Raw genomic sequence first — 15,022 nt, 5'->3', positions numbered from 1 at the left:
GCCATCGCCGAAGCGATGGCTGCCCGTAAAGCGTAGCGGACTGACAAATCGGCGGTAACCGTTTGTCAGCTCTTGAAAATCAGGAAGACGTGAGGTTCTCAACCGGAACGGCCGCGCCGCCAGCGGTCGTCTGCGCGGAAACGACATCGATTACCGGAGCGGTCCAGACGGGCTTCGCTTCGGTCGCGATGGTCTGCTGAATCTTGTCCATGAGATAACCCCTTAATTGATTGCCGGCTTAATCTATCGTCGTCAGACCTAAACCAACCAGCTGAGATTTACAACTATAATGAGAAAATTTTGCAGCGCAGCAGATGTCAGGCAAGTCGTCGTGACTCAACTCATCGCCCCCATAGCGCCCGATATATATCGCGCCAGGACCGGCACTGGAATCGCCAATCAGGCTGTTCGGATGCAGCACAAGGTGCGCGAGATGCTGGTCGCTCAGCGCACGCAACTCCTCAACGGCTTTCGCGGGCACCTCGCCAAGTTGGGCGTGATCGCGGCGCAGGGCATCGGCAACATGCGCGCGCTGATCCAGGAAGGCCGTCCAGAGAGAACAAGTGCACCCCTTGAGTGAGAGAGGATAATTGAGTGACACGATAGCCGAGGAGGGATCGTGTCGAACCGAACGAGCCGGATACGGATCGGCGGCCACAAAAATTCCAATTTCATCAAACGCGCAGTTTTTACAGGTATCCGCTAACCGATTCCGGTAAACTACTGAAATTAAAGCAATATACTCCTGGCTCCTAGGGTGTCCCGCGCCGGAGATACGACACATCCGGTGTCCCATATCTCCCCCCGAACCCGTCGCGTGGTTCGATTCAAGTGGCTTGCTGACTGCGTCATGCCTGCTCTCCGCCGCACAACGCGCGCAGCGCGCGTGAAAGCGCATCCGCTGCACCATTTGCACTGAGCAGAACCGGAACAGAGCAGGCCATGATTTCAACCCAACATTTCCCAATATTCCCGCAGCGCGACCGTAATTTTCCCGTGCGCGCTCGCCGGTTTTCCCGCAGTTTTTCCCGCAGCTTCCCGCAGAACACCCAAAAAAGCATTTTCGCGCAGCACTTCCCGCAACTGCGGGAATTTGAACGCGATCGTGACGCGAAATTACGGTCTCAAATGCTCGACACGTCGATTCAGGCCGCCACCCGGCGCCACCCCGGTCGCGGGCCGTCGCCCCAAGCTGGGCCATCAGGGACTTTCGCACGCTCGACATGCCCGAAACCATGCCTCCCCAACCGTATCCAAAGTCGATGATATCCCGCTGGCGCCGCTCGCCATTCCTCAGCTAGATGAAGGATCGGGGGAATATGATGTTATTCAAGTCCAGGCCATTTGCGGGGCGCCTTAGCTGCGCGTTGACGGCGTTCGTCGCGATCGCGGCGGCGGCAATGGCGACAAGCCCGGCGCTTGGCGGTCAGGACAAGCCGCGCGTCGTCGTCACACCGCGGCAAACCGTGCTTGCCGATCCCGATATCCGCTCGGGCGTCCTGCCCAACGGCATGCGTTATGCGATCATGCATGCGGCAAACCCGGCCGGCGGCCTGTCGATGCGGCTGGGGATCGATGTCGGCAGTTTCGAGGAACGGGATGCGGAGCGCGGTTACGCGCATTTCGTCGAGCATCTGGCGTTCCGCACCACGCGTTCCGCGCCGCAGGGCGATCTTGACCGCCGTTTCGCCGCGCTCGGCGTGGCGTTCGGGCGCGATCAGAATGCCGCCACGACCCTGTTCTCGACCACGTACCGGCTCGACTTCTCCTCGACCGACAAGAAGGGCATCGATGAGGGGTTCCGCTGGCTGCGCGACGTGGCCGACGGGGTGATCTTCACTGATGCCGGGGTGGCGATCGAGCGCGGCGTGGTGCTGGCGGAACGGCAAAGCCGCGGCGGCCCGCAACAGGCCGTGCGTGACGCAATCTCGCTCTTCCAGGCGCCGGGATCGCGCACCGTGGCGCGCGAACCGGGCGGGACGACCGCAACACTGGCCGCCGCACGGGCGGACACGCTGCGCGCCTTTTACGATCGCTGGTACCGGCCGGAACACGCCGTGCTGGTCGTGGTCGGCGATCAACCGCTCGATGCGATCGAGGCGCAGGTCCGCGCCGGGTTCGGCACATGGCAGGGCAAGGGGCCAAAGCCGGTCCGCGCGTCGCCCGGCAAGGTCGATTTTGCCCGCGGTCTGGATGTCTTCAGCACCGCCGCGCCGGACATGCCGACGATCGTATCCGCCTGTCGCATCCTGCCGCCCGCGCCGCGTGACGAGGTGGAGATGGTGCGCCACACCAGCGAAACACGCGACGCGGTCTGGCGCGACATTCTTGCCGAGCGCTTCAAACTGCTCGTCAATGCCGGGAAAAGCGGGCTGGTCGGCGCGATGGTGGTCGAGAACGACGCGCCCGAATTCATCACCTCGTGCCTGATCGCGGTGCCGGTCGAGGATGGCTGGGAACAGGGCATGGCCGCCGCCCACGCGGAATTCCGCCGCTTCGTTCAGGACGGGCCGACCGAGGCGGAGGTCGAGGCACAGATGGAAGCAAAGCGCGCGGTATTGCGCGGCGCCATATCGGTCGCCGATTCACGCACTGCGGGCACACGCGCCAACATGATCCTCGACCGGTTGCTTGATCACCGCCCCGCCGTCTCGCCGCGCGAGGCGATGCACGCTTATGACGTCGCGGTGGAAACGCTCGACGCGCCGACGCTCAAGGCGGTCGGCGCAAGCAAATGGGCGGGCAAGGGATCGCTGGTCGCGGTCGTGCTGCCCACGCCGCTCGATCGCGAGAAGATACGCAGCGCCTGGGCCCGTAACGAGGCAGGCACCGCGCTCGCCGCGTTCGCGGATCATGACAAGACCGTCTGGCCCTATGCCGATTTCGGCACGCCCGGCACCGTCGCCAGTCGTGAAGTGATCGCTGATCCCGGCTTTGTGCGCTTGCGCTTTGCCAATGGCGCGATCCTGAATTTCAAACAGTCGTCGCTTGAAACCAATGGGATCGAAGTGCGCGCGCTACTGGGTGCCGGTCGCCGCGAACTGCCCGCCGATGGTGTTTTCGGCGCGACACTGGGCGCCAGCCTGCTCACCGCGGGCGGGCTCGGACGCCTGTCGAACGGGGATATGGAGCGCAGCCTGCGCGGCACCAGCTGGGAATTCGATTACAAGATCGGCAATGATGTCTTCCAGCTCTCGCGTTCGACCAACAAGGCCAATATCGAAACGCAACTTCAGGTGTTCGCCGCGTTCATGACCGATCCCGGCTTCCGTCCGGCGATCGACGAGCGCCTGCCGACCGCGCTGTCGATGATGTATCGCATGATGGGCACGGAGCCGACCATGTCGCTCAACGACGCGTTATACTCGGCGCTCGATCCCGGCCATCCGGAGATCCTGCCGCCGCCGGCGGTGGCGGCCAAATTGCGCAGCGCCGATTTCCTGCGGCTGCTTCGCCCTGCGCTGACCGAGGCGCCGATCGAACTGACCTTGGTCGGCGATATCGATGAGGCGACCGCCATCCGCATGGTCGCGAAAACCATCGGTGCGCTGCCGCCGCGTTCGGCCACTGATCGCGCACGCCCGGATGCGCACTTCCTGCGTGTTCCGGATCGTGCTTTCCCGGTGATCCGCGCGACGCACGGCGGCTCTGCGGATCGTGCCGCGGCAAGCCTGATCTGGCCGCTCTACGTTGCCGAGCCGGCCCGCCGGCGCGAGGAATATGCGCTCAATCTGGTCGCCGGCGTGTTCAACGACGAATTCCGCCGGCGCGCGCGCGTGGAGATGGGCAAGACCTATGCGCCGATGGTGATCACGTCGATGCCCGACCATGCCGATCAGGGCTTGCTGATCGCGCAAGTCGAAAGCCAGCCCGCCGATCTCGCCGCGCTGGTCGCGGAAGGCAAGGCCGTGGCGCAACGGCTGGTGAGCGGTGCAATCACCGCCGAGGAAGTGGAGGCGGTGCGTCAGCCGCTGTTGAGCCGGGCGGCCGCGGCACGGAGCAAGAATGACTGGTGGGCCGCGGCGATGAGCGGATCGGCGCGCGACAAGGCGGTGACCGCGGAACAGACCGACTATGTCCGGCTGCTCTCGTCGGTGACGCTGGATGAGGTCAAGGCGGCGGCCGCGAAATGGCTCGCCCGGGCACCGATCGAAGCGGTCTCCACGGCTCGGGGCAGTCCGCCGGCATCACCGCCGGTTGCTGCGGCGCGCGGTCGCAAGGGGCAAGTGCGATGATCCGGTCCACTCTCCTTGGCTGCGTGCTGCTGGTTGCGGTGCCGGCCGCTGCGCTTCCCGCAAGCGCTACCGAGCCGGGCGCGGTCGAACTGGTGCGCCGGTCGACCGTCGAGCTTGAAAGCGACCCGGCCCGGGCGTTGCGCACCAGCGAACAGGCGCTGCGCCTCGATGCCGCGGTCAAGGGTGGCCAACTGGCCCGCGCCCGCGCCTTGGTGGCGCTTCGACGGTTTGGCGATGCCGCGGCGGCCTTCCGTCTTGCGCTTGCCCTCGACCCGAAAAACCGGGACATCATCTTCGACCTGTCGCGCGCCGAACGGCGCGCCGGGCATCCGGAGCGTGCGGTGGTTTTGCTCGACCCGCTGCTGGCGGCCGGCGACGATACCGATGTCCGTTTCGAACGCGCGATTGCGCTCACCATGGCCGGGCAACCGGACAAGGCGCTTGCCGATTACGACCGCCTGATTTCGGCCGAGCCGACGGCGGGGATGTACTATAATCGCGGCTGGATCATCTACGAACGCAAGGATTTTGCCAAAGCGCTGGCCGACTTCGAACGGGCTCATGCGCTTGATCCAAAGGATGTCGATACGCTCGCCGCGCTCGGCTCGACGCTGCTGATGATGGATCGCAACGAGGAGTCGCTGGCGCGTTACACGGCGGCCCTGGCGATCGCTCCCGGCAATACCGATGCGCTGAGCGGCGGTGCCGACGCGAATTATAATCTCGGGCGCTGGCAGGCTGCGGTGGGCGGTTATCGCGCCGCGCGCAAGATATTGGCCAAGCGCGCCGACCTTGCCTTGTGGGAGGGACGTGCGCTGGTCCGCGCCGGCGATCGCAAGGGCGCACTCGCGGCCTATGACGCCGCGATCCGGATCGATCCGCGTTCGAGCGAGACGTTTCAGTCGCGGGCCAAGCTGTACGAGGCGTCCGGCGACAGGAAAAAGGCGCTGGCCGATTATGGCCGGGCGATCGCGGCGGATTCGACCAATGCCGAGTTTCTCGTCGATCGCGCGTCGCTCTATCGCGACATGGATCGCGCCGCCGAGGCGCGGCGCGATCTCGACGCGGCGATCGGGATCGATGCCAAATCGAGCTACGCGTTCAGCGTGCTCGGCCTGCTCCTGACCGATGCAGAGGATTATGCCGGCGCCATCACCGCTTACGACCGGGCGCTGGCGATCGAGCCCGAGCGTGAAGCGACCTATCACAATCGCGGCGATGCCTATGTCGCGCTGGGCCGCCACGATCGCGCGATCCGTGACTACAACCAGTCGCTGGCCCGCTCGCCCGGCGACCCGGTCACGCTGAATGCGAAGGGCGAGGCCTATCGCCTGATCGACGATGAGCTGCGCGCGATCGAGGAATTCACCGCGGCGATCGATGCCGATCCGGACCTGGCGCTGGCCTATTTGCGCCGCAGCCTGGCGCGTGAGGCGATCGGCGACAAGGCCGGCGCCGAAGCCGATCACGCCCGGGCCGTGCAACTCGAGCCGGCCTATGCCGACTGAGCGATCCAGCCCGGGCCGACGTTATAGGCCCGGGTCAACGGCGGCCGGGTGCGATCAGGCCGCCACCCGGCGCCGCTCGGCCATCTCCACATTGAGCATTTCGGCGAGCAGGAAGGCCAGCTCAAGGCTCTGCCCGGCATTCAATCGGGGGTCGCAATGCGTGTGATAGCGATCGGCCAGCGACTGTTCGGTCACATCGACCGCACCGCCGGTGCATTCGGTGACGTTCTGCCCGGTCATCTCGGCATGGATGCCGCCGGCGATCGATCCTTCGGCGCGGTGGACGGCGAAGAAGCCGCGTACCTCGGCGAGAATGCGGTCGAACGGCCGCGTCTTGTAGCCATTGGCGGCCTTGACCACATTGCCGTGCATCGGGTCGCAACTCCACACCACCGGATGGCCTTCGCGCAGGACCGCACGGACCAGCTTGGGCAGGCCGGCTTCGATCTTGTCGTGACCGTAACGCGTGATCAGCGTCATGCGCCCGGGCACGCGGTCCGGGTTGAGCGTGTCGAGCAGGCGCAGCGGCGCATCGGGCTCAAGGCTCGGGCCGCACTTCATGCCGATCGGATTGCCGATGCCACGCAGATACTCGACATGGGCGCTGCCCTCGAAGCGCGTGCGGTCGCCGATCCACAGCATATGCGCGCTGGTGTCGTACCAGTCGCCGGTCAGCGAATCCTGCCGCGTCAGCGCTTGTTCGTAGCGCAACAGCAACGCCTCATGGCTGGTGTAGAATTGCGTCTGGCTCAGCTGCGGCACGGTCTCCGGGCTGATCCCGCACGCTTCCATGAAGTCGAGCGCTTCGCCGATCCGGTCGGCGACGTCGGAATATTTCTTCGCCCATGGGCTGCGGCCCATATAATCGTGCGTCCAGCGATGGACCTGATGCAGGTTCGCATAACCGCCGGTCGCGAAGGCGCGCAGCAGATTGAGTGTTGCCGCCGATTGCGAATAGGCGCGGATCATGCGCTGCGGGTCGGGCTGGCGCCCGGCGGCGGTGAAATCGATATCGTTGACGATGTCGCCGCGATAGGCAGGCAGTTCGACATCGCCCTGTATCTCGGTGTCGGCGGAGCGCGGCTTGGCGAACTGGCCGGCCATCCGGCCAAGTTTCACCACCGGCAGCTTCGACGCATAGGTCAGCACCACCGCCATCTGCAGGATGACGCGGAACGTATCGCGGATGTTGTTCGCGCTATGCTCGGCAAAGCTCTCCGCGCAATCGCCGCCCTGAAGCAGAAAAGCCTTGCCCTCGACCACCTTGGCGAGATCGGCGGTAAGGTTGCGAGCCTCCCCGGCGAAGACCAATGGCGGGAATTTCTCCAGCGCGTCGGTCGCCGCGTCGAGCGCGGCAGGATCGGCATAGGTCGGCATCTGCCGCGCCTCGGCCTTGGTCCAGCTGTCGGGGGCCCAGGTGCTCATGTCATTCTCCGTGCGTATCGCGATGTACCAGTCGGCGTGGCTGGCGATGCCGTTTGCCGCGATCTGGTTGACGACCGGGCCGCTGGCGCGCTTGCCATCTTCTTCCCAGCCCTGAACCGTGCTGCCCGGCGCGCTGTACCAGGCGCCGAACGCCGCTCGGGTCAGCGCGCGTTCCTCACGAAAGCGTTTGATCTTGATGCCAGCCATGGTCGTCATGACGCGGCTGTTACCCAGTTGGGGTAATCGGGGCAAGGGATAATTTCCCCGATTGGGTAAATCGAGCTGGCGCTCAGGATAAATGGAGCGACGCTGGCGTCTTAACCGCAGGTCCAGTTCGCCGCTTTCAGCAATGGCACGGCACGGCGGAAGCCGATCGTGTCGAAGCCGCGTGTGACGACTTTGCCGGACTCCTCGATCCAGTGGATCTCGGCGCGTTTCGCCCGGGTCAGGATGGGCAGGAGCCGCATCATTTCCTGAGGTGCGATGCGCCAGGCGACCGTGTCGGGGAGCATGGCCGGGCGGATACCCGGACCATTGCCGTGTTCAGGAGGCGATTTCACCGGTTCCACCTTGCCCGCCAGCTTCAGGTCGCGTCCGTCGACCAGCAAGGTCGCGGTGATGATGCGGGTCTTGGCCGAAGCCGGGAGTCTGAGCTGCGCGCCGGCGTCGGTCAGCACCGGCCGGGGCTCCGCGGACGTGCCCGGGCGGAGCAGCGCCCAGAGCGTGCCGCCCTGTGTTTCGCTGGTTCCGTCGGCGCTGACCTCCCAGGTCGCGGCGCGGAACGGCGACTGGTCGATGCCCTGCGACAGGGTCAGTTGGTCCAACGCGACGAAGCGGCATTTCCTCGTGTCGCCAACGGTCTTCACATCGAAGCGTTGGGGAACCTCGTCAGCGCCGGCCATGGTGAGGAACAGGAGTGCGGCGTGCAGCAAGTCATCGTCTCCCGCGACAGGCGGCGATCCTTTTCCCTTCGCGCCGCGCCGGTCAATAGCCCGCGTCGAGATCGACGACATTCTCCATCGGCCGGCCCGCCATGAAGGCATCGAGATTCTTCAGGAACAGGGCGCCGGCGCGTTGGAACATCTTGGTCTGGCTACGGCCCGACAAATGCATGGTGTGGATCGCATTTGGCGCATCCCAGAGCGGATGGTCGGCCGGCAGCGGCTCGGGGGTCACGGTGTCGAGGAATGCGCCGGCGATACGCCGCGCGGTCAGCGCCTCAATCAGCGCGTCCTGATCGACCATGTCGCCGCGTGCGATATTGATCAGCCAGGCACTGCGCTTCATCGCGGCAAGCTCGTCGGCGCCGAACATCGCCTTGGTTTCGCCGGTCGAGGGCGCGGCGAGGATTACCCAGTCATACTCCTCGAGTCTGGCGCGCCAAGCATCCGGGGTCAGCGTCCCGTCGCGGCCCGATCGGGTGACGCCGGTCACGGCCACGCCGAACGCTGCGAGCCGGTCGCCGATCAGCTTGCCGATCGCGCCATAACCGATGATCAGCGCGGTCGTGTCGAGCAGCTCGACCTGGCCGGGCGCGGCGATGGTCCATTCGTGGCGGTCGGCGAGCCGGACGACTTCGTCGAAGCGCTTGGCTGCGGCGAGTACGCCCATCACCGCATATTCGGCCACCGCGATGGCATTGATGCCGGTGCCGTTGGTGACGATGACTCCGCGCTCCTTGAGCAGGTCGAGCGGAAAGGCGTCAAGGCCGGCGAAGATGGTCGAAAGCCATTTGAGCCGCGTGCCGAGCGCCGCGACCTCACCCGAATGGCCCGAGCGCTGCATATCGACCCAGGCGATATCGGCATCGAGCACCATCTGTTCGGCATCCTCGCGCGAGGTAAACCAGGCGACGTCGAGGCCGGCGGGCAAATGCGGTTCGAGCAAAGGGCGGGCGAGGGCGGGGAGAACGGCTTTCATTCGAGGCTCCTATCGGATCCCCTCCCCGTGCCGGGGAGGATCACGTGAGTTTCCAGTCCCAACCCAACGGGTCGCCGTCCATCACTTCAACGCCGGAGGCAGCAAGCTCGTCGCGGATCGCGTCGGAGCGGGCGAAATCCTTGTCGGCGCGGGCCTGTTTGCGGTCGGCGAGACGGGCGTCGATCTCTTCCGCGGTCAATGTCGCGGATGTCGGACGGACGCGCAGATCTGCGCGGGTGAGCGTGGCGAGTTCGAGCCCGAGCACCGCGTCGAACGCCACCAGCGCAGCGAGGCGGTCGGCGGCAGGGATGCGCTTGTCGGCGATCATCTCCTCCAGCACAGGCAGAGCGCGGGGCGTAGAGAGGTCGTCGGACACCGCTTCGTCGAGGCGCGCGAGATAGGCGGTCACGCTGTCCGCGGTGCCGACCGCATCCGTGCGCAAGCGCTCGATCGCCTGGACGAGGCGCTTGAGGCGTGTCGCGGCGGCGGCGAGATTGTCCCAGGTGAATTCCAGCTCGCTGCGATACTGCGCCTGCAGGCACAGCAGGCGATAGGCGAGCGGGTGGTAACCGGCATCGACCAGCACCTGCAGCTTGAGGAACTCGCCGGTCGATTTCGACATCTTGCCGCCGCGCCCCTGAGGATCTTTGGCCACCAGGAAATTATTGTGCATCCAGATGCGCGCACCGCTGTCGCCGCACGAGCAGAACGCCTGGTTCTGCGCGATCTCGTTGGGATGATGGATCTCGCGGTGATCGATGCCGCCGGTATGGATGTCGAACGGATGGCCGAGATGCTGGTGACTCATCACCGAGCATTCGAGATGCCAGCCCGGTGCGCCTTTGCCCCAGGGCGAGTCCCATTCCATCTGACGCTGCTCGCCCTCCGGCGACTTGCGCCAGATCGCGAAATCCTGCGGATGGCGCTTGCCCGAGACCGGGTCGATGCGGCTTTCGCCCTCATCGGAGACGGCGCGGGCCAGGCGGCCATAGTCGGGCACGCTGGTCGAATCGAAATACAGGCCGGAATCGATTTCGTAGCAATGCTCCGGCGCGATCTTCTCGGCGAAGTCGATCATCTGCGCGATATGATCGGTTGCGACGGTCCATTCGGCCGGGGGCACGATATTGAGGCGCGCGACGTCGTACTTGAACGCGTCGGTGTAATGCGCGGCGATCTCCCAGATCGATTTGGCCTGAGCAGCAGCGGCCTTTTCCATCTTGTCGTCGCCGGCATCGGCATCCGAGGTCAGATGGCCGACATCGGTGATGTTGATGATGTGCTTGGTCGGCCAGCCCTTCCAGCGGAGCACCCGGCCGAGCGTGTCGGCGAACAGGAAAGCGCGCATATTGCCGATATGCTGATAGTTATAGACCGTCGGGCCACAGGTGTAGACCCGCACCAGTGACGGATCGATCGGCGCGAACGCTTCGAGCGATCGGGTGAGGCTGTTATATAGGGTCAGGGGCGTTCCGGTCATGTCGCGCGGCATAGCGGGGCAGAGCGGAGGTCGCAAATTGCCGTTTCGTCTTGAAAACCCCGACAGGCGCTGGTAGGGCGCACGCCTTCGCGGCGCGGACTCATGTCTGCGACGACCTATATCTATTGATTCGGAGCTGCACCGGTTTATGCAAATCATCGTTCGCGACAACAACGTCGACCAGGCCCTGCGTGCCCTGAAGAAGAAGCTGCAGCGCGAAGGCGTCTATCGCGAAATGAAGCTGCGCCGGCATTACGAAAAGCCGTCGGAAAAGCGCGCTCGCGAGCGTGCGGCAGCGATCCGTCGTGCGCGCAAGCTCGAGCGCAAGCGCCTGGAGCGTGACGGCGCACGGTAAGTGTGCCGTGGGGTCTTCGGATCCCATAACTTTCTCCAGATTCCGTAGCTCAGGCGCCCTGGTCGCGCCACGTCAGGGTTAAGCGCCGATGTCATCCATCACCGCGGTTCCGTTGCAGCCAGTCAAGCGGCGCGTGCTGGTGTATCTCTGGATCGGTATCGCGCTTGTCATGTGTGGAGCGGTCGCCCTGGCGCAGATGGCGCCGGCCGATCCGGTCACAACCTATCTGGCGAAGAATCGCGCCGACAAGGGCGTGGTGCAGACGGTATCGGGTCTGCAATACAAGATCATCGAACCCGGCAAGGGCGATGCCCGGCCGACCGACACCGATGTCGCGCTGGTGAATTACGAAGGCAAGCTGACCAACGGCACGACCTTTGACAAGTCGCAGCAACCGACGCCGATGCCGATTGCCGGTGTCGTGCCGGGCTTTTCGGAAGCGCTGAAATTGATGCCCAAGGGCTCGAAATATCGCTTCTGGATCAAGCCGAGCCTTGGTTATGGCGACAAGGCCACCGGTCCGATCCCGGCCAATTCGGTGCTAATGTTCGACGTCGAACTGCTTGATTTCCTGCCCGAGGCGACGCTGCGCCAGATGCAGATGCAGCAGCAGATGATGCAGCAACAGCAGGGCGGCGCGCCGGGTGGCATGCCGCCCGGCGCCGGTGGACCGCCTCCGGGCCAATAAGCCTGCGACGTTTCGCCGCGACCGTTACTCCTTTAGTGAAAGATCCGCCGATGGCGACGCCTCCTGTCAGTCCCTCCACGCTGCCCCCGGTGGCGCCCCCATTGGCGTCGTCACCGGCAGCGAAATCGGGTAATGGCCGGGCGTTGATCTTCGGCCTGATCGGCATCATCGTCGGCGTGCTCGGGACGCTGGCTGTCATCCAGGGTCAGGCCTATCTGCACACGCAGAGCGTGTCGGGCGCGACCTTCCTCGCCAAGAACCGCAGTGGCGACAAGACGATCGTCGAGACGCCATCGGGCCTGCAGTACAAGGTGCTGACCGCGGGCAAGGGCGCCAAGCCGACCGACACCGATATCGCGCTGGTCAATTACGAGGGCAAGCTGACCGACGGCACGACCTTCGACAAGTCGCAACAGCCGACCCCGATGAAGGTCACTGAGGTCGTGCCGGGCTTCTCCGAAGCGCTGAAGCTGATCCCAAAGGGTGGCAAGTACCGTTTTTGGATCAAGCCGAGCCTTGGTTATGGTGACAAGGCGACCGGCCCGATTCCGGCCAATTCAGTGCTGGTGTTCGATGTCGAGATGGTCGATTTCCTGCCCGAGGCGACAATCCGTCAAATGCAAATGCAGCAGCAGATGATGCAGGGGCAGGGCGGTGCGCCGGGCGCGACCGTGCCGCAGGGCAGCGCCCCGAAGCAATAGCTGCCGCTCGCCCGTTTCGGCGAGACGGGCGACGACGATATGCAGGTGCGAATGCACCGCACGCACTTGCGCAGAATCGGTCGTGGGCGCAGACCGTCGGCGGAGGTGCTGTGCCCATGTTCGACGCCGTCGATCCGATCCTTCTGGCCCGCATCCAGTTCGCCTTCACCGTCAGCTTCCATTTCATCTTTCCAGCCTTTTCGATCGGCCTGGCGAGTTACCTCGCGGTGCTCGAAGGGCTGTGGCTGCGTACCGGCAAGCCGCTTTATCTCGACCTGTTCCGCTTCTGGATAAAGATCTTCGCGGTCGCCTTTGCGATGGGCGTCGTCTCGGGCATCGTCATGTCCTATCAGTTTGGCACCAACTGGGCGGTGTTCTCCGACAAGACCGGGCCGGTGATCGGGCCTTTGATGGCGTATGAGGTGCTGACCGCCTTCTTCCTCGAGGCGGGTTTCCTCGGCGTGATGCTGTTCGGGATGAAGAAGGTCGGAAGGGGCCTGCATTTCGCCGCGACCTGCTGTGTCGCGACCGGTACCTTCATCTCGGCTTTCTGGATCCTGTCGGCGAATAGCTGGATGCAGACGCCGACCGGTTTTGCGATCAATGCCGCCGGACAGTTCGTGCCCGGGCCAAGCTGGGCCGCGATCATCTTCAACCCGAGCTTTCCCTATCGCCTCGTCCACACGGTGATCGGTGCGTATCTGACGACCGCATTGGTGGTCGGCGCGACCGGCGCATGGCATTTGCTGAAGGACAGCGGCAACGCCCATGCGCGCAAGATGTTTTCCATGGCGATGTGGATGGCCGCGCTGGTCGCGCCGGTGCAGATCTTCGCAGGCGACATGCAGGGGCTTAACACGCTGGAACATCAGCCCGCCAAGGTCATGGCGATGGAGGGGCATTATGAAAGCCACCCGGACGGCGCGCCGCTGATCCTGTTCGGCCTGCCCAACGCCAGGGAAAAGCGCGTCGATTATGCGGTCGAGATTCCAAAGCTCTCCTCGTTGATCCTGAAGCACGACCTCAACGCGCCGCTCGCTGGCCTGGATACTATCCCCGACGATCGCGAGCCGCCGGTAGCGATCGTCTTCTGGTCGTTCCGGGTGATGGTCGGGCTCGGTATGGCGATGCTCGGGCTTGGCCTGTGGAGCCTGGTCGCACGGGCTCGGCGCAAACTATATGACTGGAGGTGGCTGCATCGCGCCGCTCTGGTGATGGGGCCGGCGGGGTTCGTCGCGGTCATTGCCGGATGGATCACGACCGAGGTCGGGCGGCAGCCCTTCACGGTCTATAATCTGCTGCGGACTGCGCACAGTGCTTCGCCGCTGGCTGCGCCGGCGGTGGGCGCGTCGCTGATCGCCTTCGTCATAGTCTATTTCGCGGTGTTCGGGATCGGTACCTGGTATATATTGAAGCTGATGCAGAAGGGGGCCGAGGCCGGCGAGCCGGAAATCACCAGCGCCCCGATCCGCACCGCCGGAATCACGCCATCGCCCGCCCGGCATCCGACGGAGGTTCAGCAATGAACGTCAATATGGATCTTGCGACAGTCTGGGCGTTCATCATCGCCTTTGCCGTGTTCGCTTATGTCGTGCTCGATGGTTTCGACCTGGGGATCGGAATCCTCTTCCCCGCATTTGGCGTCGGCGAAGAGCGCGACCAGGCGATGAATGCGATCGCGCCGGTATGGGATGGCAACGAGACCTGGCTGGTGCTCGGCGGCGGCGGTCTGATGGCAGCGTTTCCGCTGGCCTTTGCGATCGTAATGCCAGCGCTCTATCCGCCGATCATCGCGATGCTGCTCGGACTTGTGTTCCGCGGCGTCGCATTCGAATTCCGCTGGCGCGATCCACGGCACCGGGCGTTCTGGGATTTCGCTTTTACCGCCGGATCGGTCATCGCAGCGCTGGCCCAGGGTATCGCGCTTGGCGCGTTGTTGCAGGGAATCGAGGTCGATGGCCGCGCTTATGGTGGCGGCTGGCTCGACTGGCTGACGCCCTTTACCGCCCTGACCGGGCTCAGCGTGGTGGCCGGTTATGCATTGCTGGGCGCGACTTGGTTGATCCTCAAGACCGAGGGCGGCGCGCAGAAACATGCCTATCGGCTCGCCAAATGGTCCGGCGTGCTCACGCTGGCCGCGATCGCTGCGGTGAGCCTGGCGACGCCATTTCTCGATCATGACTATTACAGCCGCTGGTTTCAGATGCCGGGTTTGCTGCTGACCGCGCCGGTGCCGGTGCTGATCGCTATACTCAGCCTGACCTTTTGGCGCGCGCTTGGCCGGGGTGCGCAATCCTTGCCGTTCCTGCTCGTCCTTGCCGTGTTCGCCTTGTGCTTCGTCGGCCTGGGGATCAGCATGTATCCCTTCATCGTGCCCGACCAGGTGACGATCTGGCAGGCGGCGGCGCCCGAATCGAGCCAGATCTTCATGCTCATCGGGGCTGGTGTGATGGTGCCGATCATCCTCGCCTATACCGGCTGGGCCTATTGGGTGTTCCGCGGCAAGGTCGGCACCGACGGTTATCATTGATGGAAAGCGACGCCGGCCCATTATGGAAACGTCTCGCCTGGATGGCGGCGATCTGGGCTGGCAGCGTGGCCGCGCTCGGGTTGGTCGCGATACTGATCCGCTGGTGGCTGATGGGCTGACCCGTCGCGCGCCCGGCCGAGCGCAACTCCCCCTTCCAATAGCGCTGCAAGGCTCTTACGG

Annotated in this window: 13 protein-coding genes and 1 pseudogene; 9 read left to right on the top strand and 5 right to left on the bottom strand. The window is 64.6% G+C overall.

Annotated features, from left to right (window positions below):
• Positions 1-79 precede the first annotated feature (79 nt).
• Entirely contained in the window at positions 80-211 is a 132-nt protein-coding gene (locus tag G4G27_RS24315) for a hypothetical protein (RefSeq protein WP_267134687.1), read from the bottom strand.
• 189 nt (positions 212-400) lie between these two features.
• Between G4G27_RS24315 and G4G27_RS24145 the strand changes: the two are divergent.
• From G4G27_RS24145 to G4G27_RS10945, 3 genes and pseudogenes are all read left to right on the top strand, one after another.
• Positions 401-514 (top strand): annotated as a pseudogene (locus G4G27_RS24145) (IS110 family transposase); the annotation flags it as partial.
• An 808-nt stretch (positions 515-1,322) separates the two neighbouring features.
• Entirely contained in the window at positions 1,323-4,235 is a 2,913-nt protein-coding gene (locus tag G4G27_RS10950) for an insulinase family protein (RefSeq protein WP_183113352.1), read from the top strand.
• Entirely contained in the window at positions 4,232-5,743 is a 1,512-nt protein-coding gene (locus tag G4G27_RS10945; protein WP_183113351.1) for a tetratricopeptide repeat protein, read from the top strand. Before G4G27_RS10950 ends, G4G27_RS10945 begins: the two co-directional genes overlap by 4 nt.
• 54 nt (positions 5,744-5,797) lie before the next feature.
• On the opposite strand, the gene G4G27_RS10940 is transcribed toward G4G27_RS10945, so the two are convergent.
• From G4G27_RS10940 to cysS, 4 genes are all read right to left on the bottom strand, one after another.
• Positions 5,798-7,168, bottom strand: coding sequence for a 3-deoxy-7-phosphoheptulonate synthase class II (locus G4G27_RS10940; RefSeq protein WP_183113738.1), 1,371 nt, complete (start codon positions 7,166-7,168; stop codon positions 5,798-5,800).
• A 317-nt stretch (positions 7,169-7,485) separates the two neighbouring features.
• Entirely contained in the window at positions 7,486-8,100 is a 615-nt protein-coding gene (locus G4G27_RS10935; RefSeq protein ID WP_183113350.1) for a hypothetical protein, read from the bottom strand.
• Between the two features lie 52 nt (positions 8,101-8,152).
• Positions 8,153-9,088, bottom strand: a complete 936-nt coding sequence (locus tag G4G27_RS10930) for a D-2-hydroxyacid dehydrogenase (protein WP_183113349.1) — start codon at positions 9,086-9,088, stop codon at positions 8,153-8,155.
• 40 nt (positions 9,089-9,128) lie between these two features.
• Positions 9,129-10,568 (bottom strand): cysteine--tRNA ligase, encoded by a 1,440-nt coding sequence (gene cysS / locus G4G27_RS10925; protein ID WP_183113348.1) that lies wholly within the window; start codon positions 10,566-10,568, stop codon positions 9,129-9,131.
• Between the two features lie 148 nt (positions 10,569-10,716).
• Here cysS and rpsU point away from each other — a divergent pair, with 148 nt between their 5' ends.
• From rpsU to G4G27_RS10895, 6 genes are all read left to right on the top strand, one after another.
• Positions 10,717-10,923: a 30S ribosomal protein S21 gene (gene rpsU / locus G4G27_RS10920; RefSeq protein ID WP_069203433.1), complete on the top strand. Its 207-nt coding sequence runs from the start codon at positions 10,717-10,719 to the stop codon at positions 10,921-10,923.
• Positions 10,924-11,011: 88 nt separating this feature from the next.
• Positions 11,012-11,611 (top strand): FKBP-type peptidyl-prolyl cis-trans isomerase, encoded by a 600-nt coding sequence (locus G4G27_RS10915; protein ID WP_183113347.1) that lies wholly within the window; start codon positions 11,012-11,014, stop codon positions 11,609-11,611.
• 50 nt (positions 11,612-11,661) lie between these two features.
• Positions 11,662-12,312, top strand: coding sequence for an FKBP-type peptidyl-prolyl cis-trans isomerase (locus G4G27_RS10910; protein WP_183113346.1), 651 nt, complete (start codon positions 11,662-11,664; stop codon positions 12,310-12,312).
• Positions 12,313-12,428: 116 nt separating this feature from the next.
• The gene (locus tag G4G27_RS10905) at positions 12,429-13,838 is read left to right on the top strand and encodes a cytochrome ubiquinol oxidase subunit I (RefSeq protein WP_183113345.1); all 1,410 of its coding nucleotides are present in this window, start codon (positions 12,429-12,431) and stop codon (positions 13,836-13,838) included.
• Entirely contained in the window at positions 13,835-14,842 is a 1,008-nt protein-coding gene (gene cydB, locus G4G27_RS10900; protein ID WP_183113344.1) for a cytochrome d ubiquinol oxidase subunit II, read from the top strand. Before G4G27_RS10905 ends, cydB begins: the two co-directional genes overlap by 4 nt.
• Positions 14,842-14,961 carry a DUF2474 domain-containing protein gene (locus tag G4G27_RS10895; RefSeq protein WP_183113343.1) on the top strand — a complete coding sequence of 40 codons (120 nt, stop codon included), beginning with the start codon at positions 14,842-14,844 and terminating at the stop codon, positions 14,959-14,961. Before cydB ends, G4G27_RS10895 begins: the two co-directional genes overlap by 1 nt.
• Positions 14,962-15,022: the final 61 nt, after the last annotated feature.

The organism is Sphingomonas sp. So64.6b (assembly GCF_014171475.1).
Lineage (GTDB): Bacteria > Pseudomonadota > Alphaproteobacteria > Sphingomonadales > Sphingomonadaceae > Sphingomonas > Sphingomonas alpina_A.
Note: the sequence above shows the minus strand (reverse complement) of the source record. Positions and strands in the feature narration are given on the sequence as shown.

Excerpts from the sequence above, each read along its gene's own strand:
- G4G27_RS24315 (WP_267134687.1), bottom strand. The coding sequence starts at position 211 with ATGGACAAGATTCAGCAGACCATCGCGACCGAAGCGAAGCCCGTCTGG.
- G4G27_RS10950 (WP_183113352.1), top strand. The coding sequence starts at position 1,323 with ATGTTATTCAAGTCCAGGCCATTTGCGGGGCGCCTTAGCTGCGCGTTG.
- G4G27_RS10945 (WP_183113351.1), top strand. The coding sequence starts at position 4,232 with ATGATCCGGTCCACTCTCCTTGGCTGCGTGCTGCTGGTTGCGGTGCCG.
- G4G27_RS10940 (WP_183113738.1), bottom strand. The coding sequence starts at position 7,168 with ATGAGCACCTGGGCCCCCGACAGCTGGACCAAGGCCGAGGCGCGGCAG.
- G4G27_RS10930 (WP_183113349.1), bottom strand. The coding sequence starts at position 9,088 with ATGAAAGCCGTTCTCCCCGCCCTCGCCCGCCCTTTGCTCGAACCGCAT.
- cysS (WP_183113348.1), bottom strand. The coding sequence starts at position 10,568 with ATGACCGGAACGCCCCTGACCCTATATAACAGCCTCACCCGATCGCTC.
- rpsU (WP_069203433.1), top strand. The coding sequence starts at position 10,717 with ATGCAAATCATCGTTCGCGACAACAACGTCGACCAGGCCCTGCGTGCC.
- G4G27_RS10915 (WP_183113347.1), top strand. The coding sequence starts at position 11,012 with ATGTCATCCATCACCGCGGTTCCGTTGCAGCCAGTCAAGCGGCGCGTG.
- G4G27_RS10910 (WP_183113346.1), top strand. The coding sequence starts at position 11,662 with ATGGCGACGCCTCCTGTCAGTCCCTCCACGCTGCCCCCGGTGGCGCCC.
- G4G27_RS10905 (WP_183113345.1), top strand. The coding sequence starts at position 12,429 with ATGTTCGACGCCGTCGATCCGATCCTTCTGGCCCGCATCCAGTTCGCC.
- cydB (WP_183113344.1), top strand. The coding sequence starts at position 13,835 with ATGAACGTCAATATGGATCTTGCGACAGTCTGGGCGTTCATCATCGCC.
- G4G27_RS10895 (WP_183113343.1), top strand. The coding sequence starts at position 14,842 with ATGGAAAGCGACGCCGGCCCATTATGGAAACGTCTCGCCTGGATGGCG.